The organism is Synechococcus sp. CS-1328 (assembly GCF_025128095.1).
GTDB lineage: Bacteria > Cyanobacteriota > Cyanobacteriia > PCC-6307 > Cyanobiaceae > CBW1002.
Map to the genome: position 1 here is coordinate 25,898 of NZ_JAHLYT010000029.1, position 20,902 is coordinate 46,799.

The following is a 20,902-nucleotide window of genomic DNA, read 5'->3' on the forward strand; positions in this document are numbered from 1 at the left end:
CGGTTCCATGTTGTTCATTGATCCCAGCAGCCACGACATCGGCCGCAGCACTACCTCGGCTCCGGCCGCCTTCACCCCATCGGTGCGCTGGGGCATGGCTCTCGATGCCGAGGATTTCCAGCTCTCCCCGACGGCCAGTTCCGAGGAGTTTTCCTTCCATGTGCTCGGATCTGGCTCCAGGCTGCTGGCGAGCTACTGGGATCTGCGCAGCAGGATCTTCTGCGAGGAGCAGCACCTCTTCGAAGACTCGGATCGCGATGAGCTTGATGCCCGCGCCTACCCGATTGTTGCCCTGTCCCACAGCCATGCCCGCGCCGGTGAGGCCGTTGGTGTGGTGCGGATCGTGGAACTCAGCCCGCGGGTGTGGCAGGGCGGCCGGCTCGGGGTCGATGCCGATTTCCGCCGTCACAATCAGATCGGCAAGGGGTTGATCTGGAAGGCTGTCACCACCGCCCATGGCTGGGGTTGTGATCGCTTTCTGGCCACCGTGCAGCGTCAGAACGTTCCCTTCTTCCGGCGGCTGCACTGGCGCTCGCTCGAGCAACTCGACATCCGCGGCATCTCCCATCACCTGATGGAAGCCGATCTCTCCTATTACCGGCCCTCGCTGGAACGGCGACCGATCGCCCAGGCGGCATGACCCCCGCAGACCTGCAGGCACTGACGCTGCGGCTGCGTCAGCACCCAGGCCTGCTGGGAAAGGAGGAGATCCAGGCTCCGGCGCGCACCTTCCCGCCGTTGCCCTTTCCCGAACTGGGGCCAGCAGCTGCCCTCGGCGATGACGCCGCCTTGATCCCCGGCGTGACCGGACCCCTGCTGCTGGCCTCCGAAGGGATGGATCCCCAGCTGGTGGACGACGACCCCTGGTTCGCCGGATGGAGTGCGGTGCTGGTCAATCTCAGCGATATCGCGGCCATGGGCGGTAGCCCGCTTGCTGTGGTGAACAGCCTGTGGGCGACCGGTGACCAGCATGCCGAGCGACTGCTGGCGGGGATGCGCTTCGCCTCCGACACATTCGCCGTTCCGATGGTGGGCGGCCACACCAATCTGCACAGCCCCTACAACGCGCTCTCGGTGGCTGTGCTCGGCACCACGCCAGGCCCCGTGCTCTCGGCTCGGGCCGCCCGCCCGGGAGATCGCTGCCACCTGCTGGTGAACATCAACGGACACTTTCATCGCCATTACCCTTTCTGGGATGCCGCGACTGAGGCGGATCCCGTCCGGCTGCGCCGCCATCTCGCTCTGCTGGTGGAGCTCGCCGGTGCCCGCATCGTGCACGGGGCGAAGGACATCAGCATGGGCGGCCTGGTGGGCACGGCCGTGATGTTCGCCGAGGCGGCGAATTGCCATCTGGAGCTGGATCTTGAGGCGCTTCAGCCGCCCGACGGTGTGGAGCTCGAAGCCTGGCTCACCTGCTTCCCCAGCTATGGCTATCTCCTGGCGGTGGATCCGTCCCAGTCGGCAGCGCTGCGGCATGCCACCGCGATCGATCCCGATCTCCTGTGCGTGGAGATCGGCAGGTTTCAGAGCGGGGATGCGGAGCTGCTGCTGAGCGCCGGGGGGGCACAATCCTGTCTGTGGCACCAGCAGGACCCGCTCACCGGTTTTGGCGCCCTGGACGATCTGGGCCAGGAGCCTCTGTGACCATGGGCACGGCGATGCCCCTGGGGGCCTGGGAGCATGGCCTGAGCCATTGCCCGATCACCTGGTGCCAGAAGTTCACCTCACCCTGCAGTGGCCCGATGGCCTGAGCTCCCAGCTCTATTCACCCTCCACCGTGATCCTGGAGCACCTTCCCCCCGGCGAACAACTTTCCGTCGGCGAGGTGCAGACCCGGGGGCTGGAGGGTCTGAAGCAGGCCTCTGAGCGGGTGAGGGCGCGCTATGGATTCGCCTGCACGCGCACCGATGAGGAGGCCATGAAACTGCAACATACTCTGGCGGCCTACCGGGCCGACCAGATGGTGGTGATCCAGTCGGGCGACTGAAGGGCCCACGACTCCCTTCACCACCCCCACATCTCCTGAGCGACCTCGCTCTGACCTGCTCGCTGAGACTCCCCTCGTTGTGACATCGAAGCCACCCCTGCCCCCGTTTGATCGCGATGGCGCGATCCAGAAGGCCCGCATGGCAGAAAATGCCTGGAATTCCCGTGATCCCGCCAAGATCGCCCTGGCCTACAGCGAAGACAGTGTCTGGCGCAATCGATCGGAGTTCATCAAGGGGCGCCAGGAGATCGAAGCGTTTCTGAAACGCAAATGGGCCCGCGAACTCGATTACCGCCTGATCAAGGAAGTCTGGGCCTGGCACGACAATCGAATTGCCGTGCGTTTTCAGTACGAATTTCACGACGACTCCGGCAACTGGTATCGCGCCCATGGCAACGAGAACTGGGAGTTCGATGATCAGGGTCTGATGCGTCGTCGTGAGGCCAGCATTAACGACGTTCCGATCCGCGAATCCGAGCGCCTTTTCCTCTGGCCCCAGGGCCCGCGCCCGGATGATCACCCGGGTCTGAGTGAACTGGGGCTGTGAAACCGGCGGCTTCAGGCCTGCAGGACCACCCCCTGGCCGGCGCCATCACGGACCTGCCGGCACTGCGGCTGTTCATGGAACACCATGTGTTCGCCGTGTGGGACTTCCTCCTGCTGGCGAAGGCACTGCAACGGCAGCTTGCCTTGGTTTCCTGCTCCGGTCTGTCGCCCGGCTCAGATGCGGCCGTGGCGGTGATCGATCGGATCGTGGCGGAGGAGGACTGCGATCAGGCACCGGCCAATCCTCTTGGCGCCAGCCATCTCAGCCATCTGGAGATCTACCTGCTGGCCATGCGGGAGGTGGGGGCCTGCACGGCACCGGTCGAGCATCTGATGGCCCGATTTCAGGGACTTGCGGCCTGGAGGATGGGCGCCGCCGAGCTCGCTGCTGCCCTGGAGGGTCTTCCCATCCCCCAGCCCTCACGGCGCTTCATGGCCTTCACCTTCGAGGTGATCGGCAGCGGTGAGGCGCTGCCGATGGCGGCGGCCTTCACCCATGGCCGTGAGCTGCTGGTGCCGTCGTTGTTTCAGGCTCTGCTGGAGCGGGCCCTGATTTCTCCGCAGCGGGCCCCCTCCCTGCACTGGTATCTGACCCGGCACATCGCCATGGATGGCGACGACCACGGCCCCGGGGCCCTGGCGATGCTGAGCGCTCTCTGCGGCTGCTCCCCCTCCAGGCTTCAGACAGCCCAGGCAATGGCCGATCGAGCCGTGGCGGCCCGCAGGCAGTTCTGGGATGGCATCCACCGGGCGCTGGTCATGGCGCCGTGACCCAGCACGTTTGCCACTACCAATGCACATCCGGCAAGTCGCGGAACACCTGGCGCACGCCCACACCCCAGGCGCTGCTCAGTTCCGCGAACTCGGCATCGCCCTCACCGAAGCGGCGGCGGTGGGTGATGGTCAGACTGTCGCGCTCATAGGCAATCAGATCGATCGGCATCCCCACCGAAAGATTGCTGCGCATGGTGGAATCGAACGACACCAGCACACATTTGGTCGCTTCCGCCAGCGAGGTGTCGGCGTGAATCACCCGGTCGATGATCGGCTTGCCGTATTTCGCTTCGCCGGTCTGCAGAAACGGCGTGTCTGCGCTGGCTTCGATGAAATTTCCCTCGGCATACATCCGGAACAGCCGCGGCGCTTCGCCCCTGATCTGGCCGCCCACCAGAAACGACGCATTGAACCCATTGCCTGAGGCCTCCAGGTAGGCGGCATCGCGCTGCTGGACCTTGCGCACCACATCCGACACCAACACCATCACATCGAACATCGTGCGCGCCGTCCACAGGTTCTCGCCCCCATTGCTGTCGTCGGCCCGCTGGCGCAACAGGCTGATCACCGCCTGGGTGCCCGCCAGACTGCCGGAGCTGAGCAGCACCAGCACCCGATCGCCGCTGCGCTCGAACACGGTCATCTTGCAGAAGGTGGCGAAATTATCCAGACCCGCATTGGTGCGTGAATCCGAGCCGAACACCATGCCGGCCTGCAGAAGCACAGCCACGCAATAGGTCATGCCGTCCGTACCTGGAAGGATTCCAGTCTCGAGGGACCGAAGGTGGTGGTGAGGGCCACATCGGCCGCATCCCGGCCACGGGCGATCAGGATCCGCCCGATCCGCGGCGTGTTGTTGCGCGGGTCGAATACATGCCAGCCATCACCGAGGTAGGCCTCGAACCAGGCTGCGAAGTCCATGGCCGAGTGGGGCGGCGGCACCTCGAGATCACTCAGGTAACCGGTGCAGTAGCGAGCCGGAATGTTCATGCAGCGGCAGAAGGCAATCGCCAGATGGGCGAAATCACGGCATACCCCCTCGCCGCTTTGATAGGTCGTCAGGGCTGATTGGGTTGGGCTCGAACGGTTGTAGTCGAAGCGCACATGGCGGTGCACAGCATCACAGATCGCCTGCACCCGGCCCCAGCCGGTGGGCGCCCGATCGAACAGCGACCAGGCCAGGTCGGTGAGTAGGTCGCTCTCGCAATACCGGCTGGACAAGAGGAACAGCAGCACCTCGTCCGGCAGATCATCCACCGGCCGCTGCGGCAGCGCCGGCAGCACCGGATCGGGGCGACCGGAATCCGCCACCAGCCCCCTGGCGTGCAACCGCAGCAGACCGGCCGGAGCCACCAGCCGCTGGCATTGGTTGCCGAAGGAATCCACATAGGAGCGCAGCGGCACCGCTGGGGTCGACTGCAGCGTGTCGTTCTGCAGCAGATCCGCCGCCCGGCTCGCATGCACGCCGAGGGTCACGATCATCGGCGTCGGCTGCGGGCAGCGGAGCTCCAGGTCGAAGCCCACGCTGATTTCGATGGCCTCAGATGGGAGTGGGGCGGGGTTGGTTAAAGCGCTCATGGCTCAGGCTAAGGGCGCCACAGCGCCTTGCAGAGGCGGAAATCCCTCCGCCAGGGACGTCTCCAGCACGGCGGCAAGTCGCTCGGCCCAGTCCTGCTGCCCCGCTGCCGTGGTCAGCAGGTCCTGGCGGACCTCCAGCTCCACGTGGGGAATCCGCCGTTGCTCGCCATGCACCACCACGGTGTGGTCGCTGGCGTCACTCACCGCGTAGGGCTCGTTGTCGCCCACCTGCAGGCCCGGTTCACACCTGAGCTGCCGCAGCACCCGCCGGGCCAGGCGCCCATCACGGCCGTGCAGCACGCCCACCTGCCAGGGCCGCACCTGCCCCGCATGCACCGGCGTGAAACTGTGCAGGGCCACCAGCACGCTGGGCTGACCCTGGCGGGATCGCCTATCGAGCTCGGCGGCGATGTGGCGGTGGTAGGGCTCGAACAGCGCCTGGCGCCGTTGCTGACGCTGCTCGGGAGAGAGGTCGCGATTGGAGGGAATCGGCGTGTGCTCGCTCAGGGTCACGATCGAGTCCGGCGCCCAGGGCGGTCGGTTCACGTCGATCACCAGCCGCGAGTAGTTGTGCAGGAACAGGACGGCATCCAGCCGCGCCGAGAGGCGCTCGGCCAGAGCCGCCACACCCAGATCCCAGGCCACATGGGTGTCGAGCACCGCATCACTGAGCTGAAGCTTGGCCAGAGAGCGGGGAATGGCGCGGCCGGCGTGGTCGGCGGTGAGCAGCACGGCGGAGCGGCCGCCGGAGCGAACGATCCGAAACACGGCCGGATCATCGGCCCCCAGCAAGGGATCCGGAATCGGCATGGCAGGCAGGTGTGGGGGTGTGCTGCAGGACCTCAGGAGCAAGGTCTGGCTGTGGGACAGTGACCATTCCTCCCTCCATGCTCGTGCCGAACGACAGCAAGTCCTTCAAGTCGGTGATCGCTGGCCTGCTGGTCGTGATCGGTTCGCTCGGAGGCCTGGCCCTGCTGGTCTGGCTCACGGTCGTGCTGCTCGATCTCAAGCACCTGAATACCTCTGGTTTCACCTTGCCCTGAGGGTGAGCCGTCTGCCAGCAGGTGCATGGCCCGATGCTCGGGTTCACTCCGGCCGCGGATGGAAACGGCTGCTGAAGCCGAGCAGGTCGAACCCGGTGAACAGGAAACTGATGCCCACCAGGAGACCGATCACCGAGAGCAGGCCGGCCGGGCTCATGGTGAGGATCAGCAGACCAAGAGCCAGGGTGACGATGCCGTTGGCCAGTCCCCAGCCCCAGCCCCGGGTGGAGCGATGGGTGAGCGACGCGATGGCCGTCACCACCCCTTCGGCCAGGAACACGATGCCGACCGCCGTGGCCAGGGCCTTCACCTGCAGGGCGGCGGGCACGATGCCGGCTTTGAACTGGAGCACCATCCAGAGGCCGGTGACCAGGAACAGGGTGGAGACCACCAACCGCCAGAAGCAGTGCCACCGCCCGAGCCGCCTCGACCGCGCGAGGTTGTCGATCCAGCCCACGATGCCGCCCACCAGGAAGGCGATCCCCACCATGAAGGTGACCGAGGCAGAGGCCACCACGGGGAAGCTCAGGGCCAGGATCCCAAGCACGATCATGAGGATGCCTTCGGCCTGGATGAGGCCCCGCAACCGGCCCTCTTCCGCAGCCCTGTGATCGGGGGGAAGGGCGGCGGGATCGTCGTCGGGAGTGTTGAAGGCCGCGCCGGAGGGCATGGGATCCACGTGACACATCAAACTTGAACGTAGGCAGGGCCTTTGCCGCAGACCACGGCCTGTCATGCGCTGAGATCAGCAGCCTGGTGATGTGGAGGTGCCGCTGCGATCCAGCCCCAGGGTTTGCTGCGCCGCCTGATCTGTCTTTGCTGTCAGGCCGGACCGACGGCCACCCCACCGGCCTGACACGGCAGCCGTGACCCATTGGCGCGATCCTGGGGACAACGACACACCCCTCTGCGATGGGCTTTCCTTCCGATCAGCCGCTGAACTCCTCGTCGGGGGAGCCCCAGCGCCGCAGCGGCCGTTACCGCTACCACGGCGGCAAGCCCGCTGATCCCAACGAGGGCGTGCATCCCGAAATGGTCGACTCCGACCCGTCTCAGCCGCCGGCGACCGGCATTCCCGGTAGCCCCGATGAACTGATCGCCATGCAGGCCAGGTCTGAGCGTCCGGAGAAGCCCGACCGGGAGCTGAGTGCCAAGGTTCAAGAGGTGCTCGATCTGATTGAACAGCTCGATACCAGTGCCGCCGAAGACCAGCAGATCGCCCTGACGCTGGTGCGCCACCTGGAGGGTTTCCACGATGAGGTGGTGGAGGAGATGAAGGATGACGAGCAGGCCAAGCACAGCCAGATCGTTGCCTGGTCGATCGATGCCGACCGGCTGATGCGCAGCCGCATCCTGCTGGAGTCCGTCGATCTGGAGTGAGACGGAAGGGAAGGATCCAGGCTGACCGCTCGGTTCGAGTCGGCTCAGCGGCAACGCCCCTTGGTCAGGTCAGCGGAGAGGATCCCGTTCTGGGCAGATCTCAACCGCTTGACTCTGTCCTCCGCAACACAGTCACGATTCCCTCGCTTGCACACCCCCACCCCCTATCTGGAGCTTGAGGCGGTTGAGGCCTGGCTCGGACCTCGCCGCGTCTTCGACGACCTCTCCCTGCAGCTGCACCTGGGCGAACACACGGTGATCCTGGGCCCCAATGGCTCCGGCAAGAGCTCCCTGATCAAGCTGCTCAGCCGCGAGCTCTACCCCGTGGTCAAGCCTGGCTCCCGGTTGCGGATCTTCGGCAGCGAAACGGTGAATCTCTGGCAGCTGCGCGGCCGGATCGGCCTGGTGTCTCAGGATCTGCAGGCGGGTTACGTCGGCCGCGTTCCCTCCGCTGATGTGGTGCTCTCCGGCTTCTTCGGCTCGGTGGGGATCGGCCGCGCTCAGCAGCCCACCCTCCCCCAGCGCCAGCGGGTGGCCGAGCTGATGGAGCAGATGGGGCTGGCCGATCTGGTGGAACGGCCCTATGCCCAGCTTTCCGATGGTCAGCGGCGCCGGCTGCTGCTGGCCCGGGCCCTGGTGCACAACCCCGAGGTGCTGGTGCTCGATGAACCCACCAACGGCCTCGATCTCCAGGCGAAGCACCAGATCCTGGCGATCCTGCGGCAGCTGGCCCAGTCCGGCACCACTCTGCTGCTGGTGACCCATCAGATCGAGGCGATCCTTCCCGAGATCAGCCGTGCCGTGCTGTTGCGCCAGGGACGAGTGGTCGACGACGGCCCTGCTGAGGACCTGCTGCAGGACGCTCCCCTCAGCGCCCTGTTCGACACCCCCTTGAAGGTGTGCACCGCCAACGGCTACCGCCAGGTGGTGCCGGCCTGAAGGCCCTGATCGCGTTTGTTGGCATCACGATCAGCTTGATCGGCGATCAAGCCTCATCCCGATCGATGCGCCGGTAGCCGAACCAGTCGGGCACCAGGGGCTGATGACGCCCTTGCGGATCGGCGATCAGGTGCACATGCAGCGCTCCCACCTGCGCCAGGGGGAGGCAGTCGTCCGCCTCCGGCAGCACCTCGAGCAGGGAGAGGTCGTCCTTGTGCTGCTCGGTTGCTCCCACCAGCCAGCGGGTCTTGGCCCTGGCCTTGGCGGCCTGGGGTGAGCGGGCCACCACGAGCCCGAAGTGGTGCAGCTCCGCCAGCTGCCGAGGGTCGTAGGCACCGAGGTTCACAAAGTAGAGCCGTTCGACGGTTCCCTGCTGGGGCTCGGGCCGCAGCACCACCTGGAAGCCATCCACGCGATGCACGGCCACATAGCTGTCGATGTGCAGCCCGCGCCGCTGCCCGAACCACTGGGCGCGCAGGGCTGGGATGGTGGCCTCGATGCAGTCGCCCGCCACGAAGCGCACGTCGTGCAGCTCCACATGGCAGCGGGCCGTCCGGCCGCCCAGCACCACCAGGAACAGGAGGGGAGTGGCTGGCGCGTCGGTCACGATTAACAGATCTTTACATTAGTCTGAGGGGCCAGCGGAGCGTCCATGGAAATCCTCTTCCCCATCCTCTATCTGATTGTGTTTGCCGCGCTGCTCGGTGGCTCCTTCGCCCTGATGAGCCAGGGATTCCGTCGCCCCAGTCCCCCAGCGGTGCCCCGTCATCCCGAAGCTCCCAAGCCTGGTGAGCCGGTGCTCTACGTGGACCTTCAGCGCGAGCGGCTGGAAGCGCTCTATCAACAAGCTTCCTGATCGAAGCGCTCGATCTGCAGCCCTCTTGATCCTCTGGAGCCGGATGGACGCCAGGCCAGCTGCCGGCAGGGCAGGCTGGATGCCCGGGCGATGATCCGGCATCAGGTCGACGCGCGCCATCTCCCCGATGGATCTTGAGGGCACCTTGCAGGCCATGGACGACCCCTTCTGGATCCGTCCGATCGAAGTGGTTGTCGTGCATCCCGGCTCCTTCTCGGAGGGATGCGAGGCGCTGGTGCTGGTGCGCGAGCAGAAAACCATCCTGGTGGACCTCTCCCAGCTGGACGAGGATGTGGCCCAGCGGGTGATCGACTTCCTCGCCGGTGGGGTCTACGCCCTCGATGGCTCCTCCGAACGGGCCGGCGATCAGGTGTTCCTCTTCGCTCCCGAGAGCGTCTCCATTCAGCGCGACTGATTGCGCGACGTTCAGCGCCATGGCCAGCTCCACGTCCAGCGCGACATCCAGCACGACGCAACGCTCCCCCATGCCCTCCATCCAGCTCGTCACCCTCGATGACTGCGGCCTGGCGATCGGCGGGTTTCCCCGGTTCCGCTACGACGCCCGCGGTGGTGGTGCGCTTGGCCACCTTTCCTCCCCGGGGGCTGAGGGTCTGCAGGAGGTGCATTTCGATCCAGCCGGCGTGGTGATCCCCGAGCTGTGCAGCCGTAACACCCGTCAGCTGGGGCTTCCCCTGCCGCCGTTTCTGCACATCGCCATCGTGCCCACCGCCCTGGCCGGTCAGCTGGATCAGGCCAGCGGCCAGCTCACCCTGCAGTTCCAGGCCCGCTTCCGCTTCCGCATCGGCAGCGTCTATGCCGCTCCCGATCTGCTGGTGGACACCAGGCTCAGCACCGGGGCCGTGGCCAGCCGGCGGCATCGCCTCGCGGGCCAGTCCCTGGATGCCGCTGGGGAAGGGGTGCTGGTGGGGGTCGCCACCGTGCCCCCCTGCGGCGATCCGTGGCTGGATCGCTTTCTCGGCCTGCCGGATGAGGCGCTGGCGCTGCTGCGCTGCCGGCTGCAGAGCGTCTGAAGGCCGGCAGCGGCAGGTGAGGGGGAGAATGCCTGCCTGCGTCCTCCTGTCCCGCGCCGCCCGATGACCGCCAGCCCCGCCTCGAATCCCGCCTACGGCGAGCTCACCAGCCGGGGGGCTTCCACCAACATCGTGTGGCACCACTCCACGGTGACCCGGGCGGCCCGGGCCCATCAGCGCGGCCACCGCAGCGCCATCCTCTGGTTCACCGGGCTGAGTGGTGCCGGCAAGAGCACCCTGGCCAACGCCGTCAACTCAGCCCTGTTTGAGCAGGGCCTGGCCTGTTACGTGCTCGATGGCGACAACATCCGCCACGGGCTCTGCAAGGACCTGGGCTTCTCCGATGCCGATCGGGAGGAAAACATCCGCCGCATCGGGGAAGTGGCCAAGCTCTTCCTGGATGCCGGCGTGGTGGTGCTCACCGCCTTCGTGTCGCCGTTCCGGGCCGATCGCGACAAGGCCCGCTCCCTGGTGGAGGCCGGCGATTTCATCGAGATCCACTGCGCCGCCGACCTGGGCATCTGCGAAGACCGCGACACCAAGGGCCTCTACGCCAAGGCCCGAGCCGGCGAGATCAAGGAATTCACCGGCATCTCCAGCCCCTACGAGGAACCCGAGAACCCCGAACTGCGGGTCGACACCGGCGGCCAGAGCCTCGATGACTGCGTCGCCCAGGTGATCAGCCACCTCGAAGTGCAGGGCATCATCCCGGCGGTCAACTGAGCAGTCAACTGAGCGGTCCGGCCGGCGGAGGCAGGGTGGTCATCTCCTCCGCCACCAGTTCCCCCGCCCGCAACCGCTCACCCCAGGCATCGAGGAAGGTCTTGACGCAGCTGGCCAGGGGCACCGCCAGCAGCAGGCCCAGCAGCTCCCCGAAGCCCATCAGGCTGCCCACCCGCGCCCCGATCGGCAGGCTCACCAGCAGCCAGGCCGGCTGCAGTCCCACGATGCTGCCCATCAGCCGCGGCTGGATCACCTGATCCACCACCTGGCCCACGCTGATCGCGGCCGCCAGCACCTCCAGACCGGTGCGGGGGTCTTCCAGGGCCAGCAGCACGCTCACCAGCACGATCGTGAGGGCACTGGCGTAGGGGATCAAGGTGGTGAAGCCGATCGCCACGGCGAACAGCACGCCGTAGGGAATGGCCAGCAGGGTGAACACCATGATCTGGGCGCCGCTGAGGATCAGGGCGAGCACCACCTGGCCGGCGAAGTAGCCGCGGAAGGTGCGTCCCAAGGTGGTGAGCACCAGGGAGCGCACCCCCGCCGGTAACCAGATCCCGAGCCCCGCCACAATGGCGTCGCCGCCCAGCAGCAGGAAGGCGGCCAGCACCAGCACAATCAATGTGTTGATCGTGATCCCCAGCGTGGTGCCCAGCAGGGCCAGCAGCTGCTGGCTCACCTGGCTGGCAATCCGGCTGGTGCGGCTGATCAGGTCACTGCTGAGATTGCCGAAGTCGCTGGGCAGACCGCGCTGCACGGCCCAGTCCTGCAGGTGTTGCAGCAGCAGTTCCCCCTCCGCCAGCCAGGAGGGCAGGGCATTGATCAGATCGCCGAGCTGCTGCACCAGCCGCGGCACCAGCCACAGCACCGCCAGGGCCGCCAGCCCCAGGGCGCCCCCCAGCACCAGCGCCAGGGCCAGCAGGCGCGGCATGCCGCGATCCTTCAGCCAGCGGGCCGGCAGATCCAGCAGAAAGGCGATCAGGGCCGCCCCCAGGAACAGGGCCGGAAACGGCGCCAGGGGGAGCAGCAGCTGCCGCAGCACCCAGAGGTTGAGAACCAGCAGCGGCAGGGCGAGGCCGAACCGCAGCCAGGGGGGCAGCACCAGGCGCTCAAGCATGGGGCATCTGCTCCAGATACGTGCTGCTGCCGAGCTCCTGCAGGCGGGTGTCCTTGGCCACCACCTGATCGTGCAGGTCGCTGCGGTAGGCCTCCAGCTGGGCGCTCAGCTCCGCATCGGCGGTGGCCAGGATCTGCAGGGCCAGCAGGGCGGCGTTGGTGCCATTGCCGATCGCCACCGTGGCCACCGGGATGCCGGCGGGCATCTGCACGATCGAATGGAGGGAATCCACGCCCCCCAGGGCCCGGGTCTGCACCGGCACGCCGATCACCGGCAGGGTGGTGAGTGAGGCCACCATGCCGGGCAGGTGGGCGGCGCCGCCGGCGCCGGCGATGATCACCTTCAGGCCGCGGCCCGCCGCCTCGCGGGCGAACTGCACCATCTCCAGGGGCGTGCGATGGGCCGAGAGCACCCGCACCTCCGGCCACACCCCGAACCGCTCCAGCATCGCCACCCCGGGCTGCAGGGTCGGCAGGTCTGAATCGCTGCCCATGATCACCGCCACCCGCACGGGCTGGGCCTGAGGCGCCACCGCATCGGCAGCGGCCCCGGCATCGGCAGTGGAAGGGGAAAACACCAAAGGGCATCGCCCGACGACGGGCCGAGGGAGCAAGCCAGAGAGGATGGCATCTTTCCGCCTGCCCCGCTGCCGGGTCGGCTTTCGCCATGCGCTGGCTCAGCCACGTCCGTCTGCCCCAGGCTTCCCCCTGCCGCCATGGCCACAACCGCTCCTGGCGGATCGGCATCGATGATGCCGGCCAGATTGCGGCGGTGGAGCCGATTCCGGCCGGCAGCGCCGCCGCCGGTGAGGCCTGGGGGGGCGACTGGCTCAGCCCGGCCGGGGTGGATCTGCAGATCAACGGTGGCCTCGGCCTGGCCTTCCCGGAACTCACCCCGGCGGATCTGCCGACCTTGCTGCAGTTGCTGGAGCGGCTCTGGAGTGATGGGGTGGAGGCGATCTGCCCCACCCTGGTGACCTGTGGTGTCGCCCCCCTGCGCCAGGCCCTGGCGGTGTTGGACCAGGCCCGCCAGCAGCACCAGCCCGGGCGCTGCCGGCTGCTGGGCGCCCACCTGGAAGGGCCCTTCCTGGCGCCCGAACGGCGTGGCGCCCACCCCGCCCTGCACCTCTGCCCGCCCAGCCTGGAGGCCCTGCAGGAGCGCATCGGCGGCCATGAGGACGCCATCGATCTGGTGACCCTGGCCCCGGAGCTTGCCGGCGCCGAGGCCGTGATCGACGCCCTGCGGGCCCGGGGGATCGTGGTGAGCCTCGGCCACAGCGGCGCCGATGAGGCGGCGGCGCAGCGCGCCTATGGGGCCGGCGTGACCATGGTGACCCACACCTTCAATGCCATGGACGGCCTGCAGCACCGCAGCCCCGGGCCAGTGGGGGCGGCGATTCTGGCGGGCACGGTGGCCCTGGGCCTGATCGCCGACGGGGTGCATGTGGCCCCGTCGATGGCGGTGCTGCTGCAGCGGCTGGCGCCGGATCGGCTGGTGCTGGTGAGTGACGCCCTGGCGCCCTACGGACTGGGGGAAGGCGCCCACCGCTGGGATGAGCGGCTGCTGCTCGTGGCGGACGGCTCCTGCCGCCTGGAGGACGGCACCCTGGCCGGTGTGACCCTGCCCCTGCTGGAGGGGGTGCGGCGGCTGGCCAGCTGGAGCGGCCGGCCGGAGCAGGCGATCGCCGCCGCCACGGTGTCGCCGCGGCGGGTGCTCGGCGACGAACGCTCCGTTGAAACGATGCTTGTGGGCACCCCGCTCGGCGAGGCGTTGCGCTGGCATCAGGACAGCACAGGTCTGACCTGGCGACGCGCTGCCTAAGATCCGCGCCACGATTCCCAGCGACGAATTCCAGCCCCATGCCCACGAAAGAAGCCGAGAAAGCCGTGGTGGAAGCCTATTTCAACAGCACTGGCTTCGAGCGCTGGAATCGCATCTACAGCGACAGCTCGGAGGTGAATCGGGTCCAGCGCAACATCCGCATCGGCCACCAGAAAACCGTCGATCAGGTGCTGGCCTGGCTGCAGGAGCAGGGTGATCTGGCCAACCGCAGCTTCTGTGATGCCGGCTGTGGCGTGGGCAGCCTCAGCCTGCCTCTGGCCCAGCTGGGGGCAGGGTCAATCGCCGCCAGCGATCTGTCCGCCGCCATGGTGGAAGAAGCCAGCCGCCGTGCTGCAGCCGCGGGAATCTCCGGCGAGCAGTTGCGCTTCACCGCCTCCGATCTGGAGAGCCTCGAGGGCCACTACGATACGGTGATCTGCCTGGATGTGTTCATCCACTACCCCCAGGCGGCTGCCGAGGAGATGGTGCGCCATCTGGCCGGCATGGCGCAGAAGCGCCTGATCGTGAGCTTTGCCCCCTACACCCCCCTGCTGGCCCTGCTCAAGGGGATCGGCCAGCTGTTCCCCGGCCCCAGCAAGACCACCCGCGCCTACACCCTGCGGGAAGAGGGCATCGTCCGGGCGGCGATGGCCTGCGGCTTCCAGCCGATCCGCCGCAGCCTCAACAAGGCCCCCTTCTACTTTTCGCGGCTGATCGAATTCGAGAAGCGGGGCTGAGGTTCCAGGCCGCAGTCCTGGCCTGAGCACTCAGCGTGCCAGGGGCTCCAACAGCAGCGCCTGACTGTCACTCAGCGCGATCGAATCGCCAGCCAGGTCGACAGCCGTGAGCTCCAGGCCCGGTGAGGCGAGCAGCAGCTTGCAGCCACTGGAGTGGCTCGGGAAGAGTTCCTGCAGACGGATCTCCATGGTCTCGCCGCCCATGTGGGCCACGAAGGCCACCCCATGCCGGGGCATCATGTCCAACGTCCAACGTCCAACGTCCAACGTCCGACGGCAGGTGGACGGGAGCTGTGCCCCACCCACCGTTACACGCCTACAAAGGCTGCGTCAGCCGGCCCCATAGGCGATCTGACACACCGCATTGAGCAGCTGGGCCTGGTCCACCGTGCTGGGGGGCTGGCCCTGCAACAGGCCCTGGTCGCAATCCGCCTGGCCATAGCCATAGCTGCCGCCGCTGATGGCGTAGGCGAAGCTGGCGCTCTTCGGCGGCACGGCCTGCACCGAGGCGTAGTCGAGCTGAATCGAGGTCTGGGGCACCACGATCACGCTGTTGTGCTCCTCCACCGCCGCGTTCACCAGATCGGTGACTGCCGCCGCCGTGGCCAGGCTGGCGACACCCCACGCGGCAGATCGCGCTCCCCACCAGCCCCAGCCTGCTGGGTTGACGCGGTACCAGCCGGTGGTCCATGGCCTGGCCTGCCAGTAGCGGCCGCCCTGCCAGGCGGGATTCCAGGCGCCGACGCCAGGCCCCCGCACCACGCCGGCACCGGGCGCACCCCAGCCAGCGCCCGGCCGCACGCCCCGCCCTGAAGCCGGTCCTCCCACGCCACCGCGGTTGTACAGGCCGGGTCCGGCCTCACCAAAGCCGGCACCAGGACGCACCCCGGCACCGGAGGCGGGTCCGCCGACCCCGCCACCGCGCATGGGCCTGGCCGCGGCCTCGGATACCGGCAGCAGCAGGGGCAGCAGCAGCAGGGGAGCCAGCAGCAGAGGGTTGAGCCGCAGGCCGAGGGGCCGGGTCCCCCAGCAGGATCGGCAGGAAACGGACATGGCGGCAGAGGGGGGCTGTCCCTTGTTAGCCAGGCATGGGCTCAGGTGACGCTGTTGCCTCCGAGGAGAGTCCCCTCAGGGCGATGGCGCCGTTGCGCCACAGCACGGCCGGCAACGGCGCCTCCAGCTCCAGGCAGCCACCCTCGGGCAGGGGCAGGCTGAGCCGGTGGGCATGGAGGTGATAGCCGCCGGCGCCTGGCAGGATCGCCGGGTGGGCGCTACCGCCGGCTTGGTAGAGCGGATCGCCCAGCAGGGGGGCACCGAGCGCGGCGGTGTGGATGCGGATCTGGTGGGGCCGGCCCGTGGCGATGGCCACCTCCACCAGGCAGGCGCCGGATCGGCATTGGAGCAGCGTCAGGCGGCTCTCGGCCGCCAGGGCGGCGGGGTCGTCGGTCGGCTCGGCGGCACACCAGATCGTGCCCAGCAAGGGATGGGGACGCCGCCCGATCGGGGTGGTGATGCTGAGGCTCTCCCCTGGGGCCAGCCCCGCCAGCTCCGGCGGCAGCGGAGTCGTGAGTGCGCGGTAGATCTTGCGGCAGCGGTTCTGTCCCTGCTGGCCTGTACTTGTCCGCTGGCTGCTGCTGTCGCGCAGCAGGGCGCTGAGCCAGGCACGGCTGGCGGGGCGGCGGGCACAGACCAGCAGGCCGGAGGTGGAGCGGCCCAGGCGATGCACGGGCCGGGGCACCCCAGCGGCATCACCGCCATGGCGCCGCTCCAGCAGCCGCAGCAGGGTGTGCTCCGAGAAGCCACCGGCGGGCAGCACCGGCAGACCGCTGGGCTTGTCGATCACGCAGAGGTCGCCGTTGTCGAACAGAACGTTCCACGACCCCGGCACGGCCTGCTCCTTCCAGGGGGGCCGATGCCAGTCCAGCCGATCCCCGGCTGCGAGGGGCCCATCGGCCCGGAGCTGGTGGCCGTTCCTGCACAGCTCACCGGCGGCGAGCCGCTGGCGCCACAGCGCCGCCTCTGAATGGGTGAAGTGGGACGCCAAGTAAGACAACACGCCTGCGGGGTAAGCCGTCGGCACCCCAGCCGCCGATTCGGGGCTGGAGACGGTCTCCAGCTGGCGCAGATCCTCCGCCCTGATCCGCTCCCGATACACGTGGCCCTGATTGAGGCTCTCCGGCAGCCAGTCCGGAGGCGGAGCTTCCGCTGACAACGATTCCGCTGACAGCGCTTCTGCCGACGGAGCTGCCGCCCTCGAAGACGCCTTGCCCGGAGGGGCCCCGGACCTCACTCCACCAGGCCGTGCTCGAGGGCGTAGCGCACCAGCTCGGTGCGGCTGGAGGTGCCGGTCTTGGTGAACAGCCGGCTGACGTACTTCTCCACGTTGCGGATCGAGGTTTCCAGCCGCCGGGCGATCTCCTTGTTCATCAGCCCCTCCGCCACCAGCTGCAGCACGCTGGCCTCGCGGGGCGTGAATTCCAGCCGCACCGCCGCCGGTGGCTTCTTGCTGCCGCTGCTGGAGAGCAGGGAGCGGATCTCGGTGATCTGCTTGGCCATCTGGCCGATGTCGGCATCGGCAAAGCGGGCCGCCTCGGCCAGCAGCCGCTCCTGGCGCCGCACCACGTTGTGAACCCGGGCCACCAGCTCGTCGGGATCGAAGGGCTTGGGGATGTAGTCGTCGGCGCCGGCATTGAAGCCGGCGATGCGATCGGCGGTCATCCCCTTGGCGGTGAGGAAGATCACCGGGGTACCCCCTAGGCGCTCGTCGCCCCGCAGACGCTGCAGCAGCCCGTAGCCATCGAGGCGGGGCATCATCACGTCGCTGATGATCACATCGGGGAGCAGATCCTGGGCCAGGGTCCAGCCCTCCTCACCGTCGTTGGCGGTGGTCACCACGAAACCCTCGTCTTCGAGGTAGGCCTTCACGGCGGTGCGCAGCCCGGGTTCATCGTCCACCAGCAGCAGCCGGGCCGGTGCCTGCGGAGCCGGCTCGGTGGCCTCGGCGGGAACGGCTGCGGCGGAGCTGGCCGCTGCGGAGCTGGCTCCAGCGGAGCTGGCTCCAGCGGGGCTGGTTCCGGCCGCATGGGGATCGGCGGGCCGGGAGCCGGTGGGGTCGGAGGTCATGCGATCAATCTATCGACGGCTTCCCGGCAGCACCTGGCGGCGCTCCTGCAGATGGCCGGGATAGCCCAGCTGGCGGGCCACCGCCCCCAGGGTGGCCGGATCCTTGCCGGCCTGCTCCGGGAAGCAGGTGGCCCACCAGATCATGTGGTGGAGCCTGTTGCCGGGGGTGATCTGCCCGCCGGGGTTGAGGTCCAGCACGATCAGGTTGCGACCGTCGCTGGTGATCCGCATCGGCGTGTCGGGGTTGCAGCGGATCGACTCGGTGCGCACCTTGATGTCGTCGGGGAGCTCCTCCCACACCTTGATCCGCCAGAGGCCGGGCTCGGAAGGATCGGCCGTGGCGCCATAGACGCCGGTGGCCTGCTTGCCGCCCCGCACCTGCCGTTCCTCCAGCAGGATCAGATTCTTGGGCCGCGCTTCCGACGGGATCGTGTTGAGGCTCTGGGCGGAGGCCGCCGCGGCCAGAACCCAGCTGGAAAGCAACCCCGCCAGAACTGCCAGCCTGCGGGTCAGCAACCCTCCGGTCAGCCTGGGTGTCGCGGTTGTCCGTGCAGTTGTCAGCATGAATCCATGCTGGCCTACCTCGACCACCACGCCACCACCCCCTGCGATCCGGCCGTGGTGACCGCCATGGCGCCCTGGTGGAGTGAGGCCTTCGCCAATCCCGCCAGCCGCCTCTACCGGCCGGCCCTGCAGGCCGCGGCGGCGGTGGAGCAGGCTCGTGCCCGCCTCGGCGCGGCCCTCGGCGTGGCTCCAGACGCCGTGTGTTTCACCAGCGGCGCCACCGAGGCCAACAACCTGGCCCTCAAGGGGGTGGTGGAAGCGGCGGCGGAGCGCGGCCTCTCCCGCCGGCGGATCGTGAGCCTGGTGAGCGAACACCGGGCGGTGCGGGATCCCCTCGCCCATCTGCATCGCCACGGTGCGCCGCTGACGCTGTTGCCGGTGCAGGCCGATGGGCTGCTCGATCTGAACCTTCTGGAGCAGGCCCTCACCCCGGACGTGCTGCTGCTCTCGGTGATGGCCGCCAACAACGAGATCGGCGTGCTGCAGCCCCTGGCGGCGATCGGCCGGCTCTGCCGCGAGCGGGGGGTTCTGTTTCACTGCGATGCCGCCCAGGCGGTGGGCCAGATTCCGCTCACCACCGAGGAGCTGGGGGAGGAGCTGGGCATCGATCTGCTCAGCCTCAGCGGCCACAAGCTGTATGGGCCCAAGGGGGTGGGGGCGCTGCTGGTGCGCCCCGGCGTGCCCCTGGCGGCCCAGCAGCACGGCGGTGGCCAGGAGGGGGGGCTGCGGGCCGGCACCCTGCCGGTGCCGCTGATCGTGGGGCTGGGGGTGGCGGTGGAGCTGGCCCTGGCCGACCGGGAGGCCAGGGCCCTGCGGCTGGCGCCCCTGCGCGACCATCTGCAACAGGCGCTGGAGAGCCTCGGGGGGGTGACCCTGAACGGCTGCGCCACCGCCCGCCTGCCCCACAGCCTCAATGTGAGCGTGGCGGGGCTGGACGGCACTCGGCTGCACCAGCGGCTGCGCCGGCAGATCGCGGTGAGCAGTGGCTCGGCCTGCAGTCAGGGCAGTCCGTCCCACGTGCTGGCGGCCCTGGGGCGCAGCCGCGCCGAGGCCGCCGCCTCGATCCGCTTCGGGCTGGGGCGCGGCACCACCGAGGCCGACATCACAACGGCGATCACCGCGGTGAGCGAGGCCGTCAACCAGCTCCGCTCGGGCCCCACAGGGTGGTGAGCAGCACGAAGCCCACCACCCCCACCACGGCCAGCAGGGCCTGAGCCAGCCGGCTCACCAGCATCCCGGTCACCACCGCCAGCCCCACCAGCAGGCAGCGACGCAACCGCAGCAGCACGGTGGGTGCCAGCGAGGCCGGAGCGCTGACCAACTCCCCCACACTGGCCCCCAGCAGCGGCCCCACCAGCGCCCCGAGCAGGGGTCCCCCGAAGGGCAGGGCGGGCAACAGGCCCAGCAGCCCCACCAGCAGCCCGATGCCGGCGCCGACGTAGGCCCAGCGCGTGGCCTGCAGCCGCGCCGGACCCAGCACCAGCCCGAGCGCCTCGGCGCCCCAGCCGAGCAGCAACAGCACCACGGCCAGCGCCAGCGGCGGCCAGCCCACGCTCCAGCCCACTGCCAGGGGCCAGAGCAGCGCCCCCAGGGGCAGCAGCGCCAGGCCGGGCAGCAGCGGCAGCAGGGTGCCGGGCACAGCCGCCAGCTGAATCAGGAACGCCAGCCACCAGAGCAGGTCGGTGCGGGCCGTGGCCGTCAGGGCTGGCAGGGCGATCGCGGCCAGGGCCATCAACCGTCCTCCTGGGCCCGTCGCCGGGCCACTCGGAACTTGGCGGAGCGGCTGCGGGGATTGGCCTCCTGTTCCGCTTCGCTGGCGACCAGGGGCTTGCGGGTGATCCGCTCCAGCCGCTCATCGGCGAGGAAGGCGGTCTTGACTCGCCGGTCTTCGAGCGAATGGAAACTGATCACACCCAGCAGTCCGCCGGGCATCAGCCAGTCGGGGGCGCGCTGCAGCAGGCGATCCAGCACGGCGAGTTCGCTGTTCACGGCGATGCGCAGGGCCTGGAAGCTGCGGGTGGCGGGATGGAGGCGGCCGCGCCGCGCCTTGGGCGGGTAGCAGCCGGCGATCGCGTAGGCCAGGGCGGCTGTGCCCCTCCCCTCCGGTCCGGTGGGATCACTCCAGGGGCGCAGTTCCACCAGCTTGCGGGCGATGCGGCGCGACAGCCGCTCCTCGCCATAGGCAAACAGCAGATCAGCCAGCTCGGTTTCCGTGAGCCGATCCAGTAGCGCGGCGGCCGGCTCGCCGGCACCTGGATTCATGCGCATGTCGATCGGGCCATCGACGCGGAAGCTGAAGCCCCGCTCCGCCACGTCCAGCTGGGGGCTGCTCACCCCCAGGTCAGCCAGCACCAGGGCAGCGGGCTCGGGGGGCAGGAAATCGGCGAAGTTGGTGGCCACGATCCGCACCCGATCGCCGTAGGGGGCCAAGCGCTTTGCGGCGGCGGCGCGGGCGGTAGGGTCCTGGTCGAGACCGATGAGGCGCAGGCCGGGATGGGCCTCCAGCAGCAGGGCGCTGTGGCCTCCGCCGCCAAGGGTGCAGTCGATCAGCAGGCCGTCTTGCGGGCCCGCCGCCGCCGGGAGCGTCGCGAAGCTGGCGAGCACCGTCTCCGCCAGCACCGGCACGTGATCGAAGGCCTGTGCCAGAAGAGGCCATGCAGCGGGCGCTCCCTTCCTAAGATCC

The 20,902-nt window shown here is 68.8% G+C and carries 29 protein-coding genes; 15 read left to right on the top strand and 14 right to left on the bottom strand.

Annotated features, from left to right (window positions below):
* The first annotated feature begins 7 nt into the window (after nucleotides 1-7).
* From KQ310_RS04430 to KQ310_RS04450, 5 genes are all read left to right on the top strand, one after another.
* The gene (locus KQ310_RS04430) at nucleotides 8-640 is read left to right on the top strand and encodes an MSMEG_0567/Sll0786 family nitrogen starvation N-acetyltransferase (protein ID WP_259720574.1); all 633 of its coding nucleotides are present in this window, start codon (nucleotides 8-10) and stop codon (nucleotides 638-640) included.
* Complete coding sequence (locus tag KQ310_RS04435) at nucleotides 637-1,644, top strand: sll0787 family AIR synthase-like protein (RefSeq protein WP_259720575.1); 1,008 nt, start codon at nucleotides 637-639, stop codon at nucleotides 1,642-1,644. The genes KQ310_RS04430 and KQ310_RS04435 overlap by 4 nt, the downstream gene beginning before the upstream one ends.
* Before the next feature lie 64 nt (nucleotides 1,645-1,708).
* On the top strand, nucleotides 1,709-1,987 hold the full coding sequence (locus KQ310_RS04440; protein WP_259720576.1) for an MSMEG_0570 family nitrogen starvation response protein: 279 nt from the start codon (nucleotides 1,709-1,711) through the stop codon (nucleotides 1,985-1,987).
* Nucleotides 1,988-2,066: 79 nt separating this feature from the next.
* Nucleotides 2,067-2,534, top strand: coding sequence for a nuclear transport factor 2 family protein (locus tag KQ310_RS04445; protein WP_259720577.1), 468 nt, complete (start codon nucleotides 2,067-2,069; stop codon nucleotides 2,532-2,534).
* The gene (locus KQ310_RS04450) at nucleotides 2,531-3,304 is read left to right on the top strand and encodes a DUF3050 domain-containing protein (RefSeq protein ID WP_259720578.1); all 774 of its coding nucleotides are present in this window, start codon (nucleotides 2,531-2,533) and stop codon (nucleotides 3,302-3,304) included. Before KQ310_RS04445 ends, KQ310_RS04450 begins: the two co-directional genes overlap by 4 nt.
* 16 nt (nucleotides 3,305-3,320) lie before the next feature.
* Here the strand turns inward: KQ310_RS04450 and KQ310_RS04455 are convergent, their stop codons facing one another.
* From KQ310_RS04455 to KQ310_RS04465, 3 genes are read right to left on the bottom strand one after another with little or no spacing between them, the layout of a single operon-like run.
* Nucleotides 3,321-4,049, bottom strand: a complete 729-nt coding sequence (locus KQ310_RS04455) for a peptidase (RefSeq protein ID WP_259720579.1) — start codon at nucleotides 4,047-4,049, stop codon at nucleotides 3,321-3,323.
* The gene (locus KQ310_RS04460; protein WP_259720580.1) at nucleotides 4,046-4,885 is read right to left on the bottom strand and encodes a transglutaminase family protein; all 840 of its coding nucleotides are present in this window, start codon (nucleotides 4,883-4,885) and stop codon (nucleotides 4,046-4,048) included. Before KQ310_RS04460 ends, KQ310_RS04455 begins: the two co-directional genes overlap by 4 nt.
* Before the next feature lie 3 nt (nucleotides 4,886-4,888).
* Nucleotides 4,889-5,695, bottom strand: coding sequence for an N-formylglutamate amidohydrolase (locus KQ310_RS04465; RefSeq protein WP_259720581.1), 807 nt, complete (start codon nucleotides 5,693-5,695; stop codon nucleotides 4,889-4,891).
* A 77-nt stretch (nucleotides 5,696-5,772) separates the two neighbouring features.
* Between KQ310_RS04465 and KQ310_RS04470 the strand changes: the two genes are divergently transcribed.
* Complete coding sequence (locus tag KQ310_RS04470) at nucleotides 5,773-5,928, top strand: hypothetical protein (protein ID WP_259720582.1); 156 nt, start codon at nucleotides 5,773-5,775, stop codon at nucleotides 5,926-5,928.
* A gap of 43 nt (nucleotides 5,929-5,971) precedes the next feature.
* Here the strand turns inward: KQ310_RS04470 and KQ310_RS04475 are convergent, their stop codons facing one another.
* A complete protein-coding gene (locus KQ310_RS04475) occupies nucleotides 5,972-6,598 on the bottom strand; it encodes an HdeD family acid-resistance protein (RefSeq protein WP_399237628.1) in 627 nt (208 codons plus the stop codon).
* Nucleotides 6,599-6,840: 242 nt separating this feature from the next.
* Between KQ310_RS04475 and KQ310_RS04480 the strand changes: the two genes are divergently transcribed.
* Both KQ310_RS04480 and KQ310_RS04485 read left to right on the top strand, forming a co-directional pair.
* Nucleotides 6,841-7,308, top strand: a complete 468-nt coding sequence (locus KQ310_RS04480) for a hypothetical protein (protein WP_259720583.1) — start codon at nucleotides 6,841-6,843, stop codon at nucleotides 7,306-7,308.
* A gap of 147 nt (nucleotides 7,309-7,455) precedes the next feature.
* On the top strand, nucleotides 7,456-8,247 hold the full coding sequence (locus KQ310_RS04485) for an ABC transporter ATP-binding protein (RefSeq protein ID WP_259720584.1): 792 nt from the start codon (nucleotides 7,456-7,458) through the stop codon (nucleotides 8,245-8,247).
* A gap of 46 nt (nucleotides 8,248-8,293) precedes the next feature.
* Here KQ310_RS04485 and KQ310_RS04490 read toward each other — a convergent pair whose 3' ends face one another.
* Entirely contained in the window at nucleotides 8,294-8,857 is a 564-nt protein-coding gene (locus KQ310_RS04490) for a DUF1543 domain-containing protein (RefSeq protein WP_259720612.1), read from the bottom strand.
* 42 nt (nucleotides 8,858-8,899) lie between these two features.
* Here KQ310_RS04490 and KQ310_RS04495 point away from each other — a divergent pair, with 42 nt between their 5' ends.
* The 4 genes from KQ310_RS04495 to cysC all read left to right on the top strand — a co-directional run bounded on the left by KQ310_RS04495 (nucleotide 8,900) and on the right by cysC (nucleotide 10,857).
* Nucleotides 8,900-9,103 carry a hypothetical protein gene (locus tag KQ310_RS04495; protein WP_259720585.1) on the top strand — a complete coding sequence of 68 codons (204 nt, stop codon included), beginning with the start codon at nucleotides 8,900-8,902 and terminating at the stop codon, nucleotides 9,101-9,103.
* Between the two features lie 154 nt (nucleotides 9,104-9,257).
* Nucleotides 9,258-9,518: a cell division protein SepF gene (locus tag KQ310_RS04500; RefSeq protein ID WP_259720586.1), complete on the top strand. Its 261-nt coding sequence runs from the start codon at nucleotides 9,258-9,260 to the stop codon at nucleotides 9,516-9,518.
* A 19-nt stretch (nucleotides 9,519-9,537) separates the two neighbouring features.
* Nucleotides 9,538-10,134: a hypothetical protein gene (locus KQ310_RS04505; protein WP_259720587.1), complete on the top strand. Its 597-nt coding sequence runs from the start codon at nucleotides 9,538-9,540 to the stop codon at nucleotides 10,132-10,134.
* A gap of 63 nt (nucleotides 10,135-10,197) precedes the next feature.
* Entirely contained in the window at nucleotides 10,198-10,857 is a 660-nt protein-coding gene (gene cysC, locus KQ310_RS04510) for an adenylyl-sulfate kinase (protein WP_259720588.1), read from the top strand.
* Nucleotides 10,858-10,861: 4 nt separating this feature from the next.
* On the opposite strand, the gene KQ310_RS04515 is transcribed toward cysC, so the two are convergent.
* Both KQ310_RS04515 and purE read right to left on the bottom strand, forming a co-directional pair.
* Nucleotides 10,862-11,974 (bottom strand): AI-2E family transporter, encoded by a 1,113-nt coding sequence (locus KQ310_RS04515; RefSeq protein ID WP_259720589.1) that lies wholly within the window; start codon nucleotides 11,972-11,974, stop codon nucleotides 10,862-10,864.
* A complete protein-coding gene (gene purE, locus KQ310_RS04520) occupies nucleotides 11,967-12,479 on the bottom strand; it encodes a 5-(carboxyamino)imidazole ribonucleotide mutase (protein WP_399237644.1) in 513 nt (170 codons plus the stop codon). The genes KQ310_RS04515 and purE overlap by 8 nt, the downstream gene beginning before the upstream one ends.
* A gap of 161 nt (nucleotides 12,480-12,640) precedes the next feature.
* Here purE and KQ310_RS04525 point away from each other — a divergent pair, with 161 nt between their 5' ends.
* Entirely contained in the window at nucleotides 12,641-13,795 is a 1,155-nt protein-coding gene (locus tag KQ310_RS04525) for an N-acetylglucosamine-6-phosphate deacetylase (RefSeq protein WP_259720590.1), read from the top strand.
* A 38-nt stretch (nucleotides 13,796-13,833) separates the two neighbouring features.
* The gene (gene bchM / locus KQ310_RS04530) at nucleotides 13,834-14,532 is read left to right on the top strand and encodes a magnesium protoporphyrin IX methyltransferase (RefSeq protein ID WP_259720591.1); all 699 of its coding nucleotides are present in this window, start codon (nucleotides 13,834-13,836) and stop codon (nucleotides 14,530-14,532) included.
* Between the two features lie 30 nt (nucleotides 14,533-14,562).
* Here the strand turns inward: bchM and KQ310_RS04535 are convergent, their stop codons facing one another.
* The 5 genes from KQ310_RS04535 to KQ310_RS04555 all read right to left on the bottom strand — a co-directional run bounded on the left by KQ310_RS04535 (nucleotide 14,563) and on the right by KQ310_RS04555 (nucleotide 18,138).
* Nucleotides 14,563-14,772, bottom strand: coding sequence for a hypothetical protein (locus tag KQ310_RS04535; protein WP_259720592.1), 210 nt, complete (start codon nucleotides 14,770-14,772; stop codon nucleotides 14,563-14,565).
* Between the two features lie 90 nt (nucleotides 14,773-14,862).
* Nucleotides 14,863-15,585: a hypothetical protein gene (locus KQ310_RS04540; RefSeq protein ID WP_259720593.1), complete on the bottom strand. Its 723-nt coding sequence runs from the start codon at nucleotides 15,583-15,585 to the stop codon at nucleotides 14,863-14,865.
* 25 nt (nucleotides 15,586-15,610) lie between these two features.
* Nucleotides 15,611-16,744 carry an RluA family pseudouridine synthase gene (locus tag KQ310_RS04545; RefSeq protein WP_259720594.1) on the bottom strand — a complete coding sequence of 378 codons (1,134 nt, stop codon included), beginning with the start codon at nucleotides 16,742-16,744 and terminating at the stop codon, nucleotides 15,611-15,613.
* Between the two features lie 74 nt (nucleotides 16,745-16,818).
* Nucleotides 16,819-17,655 carry a response regulator transcription factor gene (locus tag KQ310_RS04550; RefSeq protein ID WP_259720595.1) on the bottom strand — a complete coding sequence of 279 codons (837 nt, stop codon included), beginning with the start codon at nucleotides 17,653-17,655 and terminating at the stop codon, nucleotides 16,819-16,821.
* Between the two features lie 9 nt (nucleotides 17,656-17,664).
* The gene (locus KQ310_RS04555) at nucleotides 17,665-18,138 is read right to left on the bottom strand and encodes a hypothetical protein (protein ID WP_259720596.1); all 474 of its coding nucleotides are present in this window, start codon (nucleotides 18,136-18,138) and stop codon (nucleotides 17,665-17,667) included.
* A gap of 87 nt (nucleotides 18,139-18,225) precedes the next feature.
* Here KQ310_RS04555 and KQ310_RS04560 point away from each other — a divergent pair, with 87 nt between their 5' ends.
* Complete coding sequence (locus KQ310_RS04560) at nucleotides 18,226-19,389, top strand: cysteine desulfurase family protein (protein ID WP_259720597.1); 1,164 nt, start codon at nucleotides 18,226-18,228, stop codon at nucleotides 19,387-19,389.
* Here KQ310_RS04560 and KQ310_RS04565 read toward each other — a convergent pair.
* Both KQ310_RS04565 and rsmH read right to left on the bottom strand, forming a co-directional pair.
* Nucleotides 19,355-19,951: a DUF456 family protein gene (locus KQ310_RS04565; protein ID WP_259720598.1), complete on the bottom strand. Its 597-nt coding sequence runs from the start codon at nucleotides 19,949-19,951 to the stop codon at nucleotides 19,355-19,357. The two genes, KQ310_RS04560 and KQ310_RS04565, sit on opposite strands and share 35 nt — an antisense overlap.
* Nucleotides 19,951-20,865 (bottom strand): 16S rRNA (cytosine(1402)-N(4))-methyltransferase RsmH, encoded by a 915-nt coding sequence (rsmH, locus tag KQ310_RS04570; RefSeq protein ID WP_259720614.1) that lies wholly within the window; start codon nucleotides 20,863-20,865, stop codon nucleotides 19,951-19,953. Before rsmH ends, KQ310_RS04565 begins: the two co-directional genes overlap by 1 nt.
* Nucleotides 20,866-20,902 lie beyond the last annotated feature (37 nt).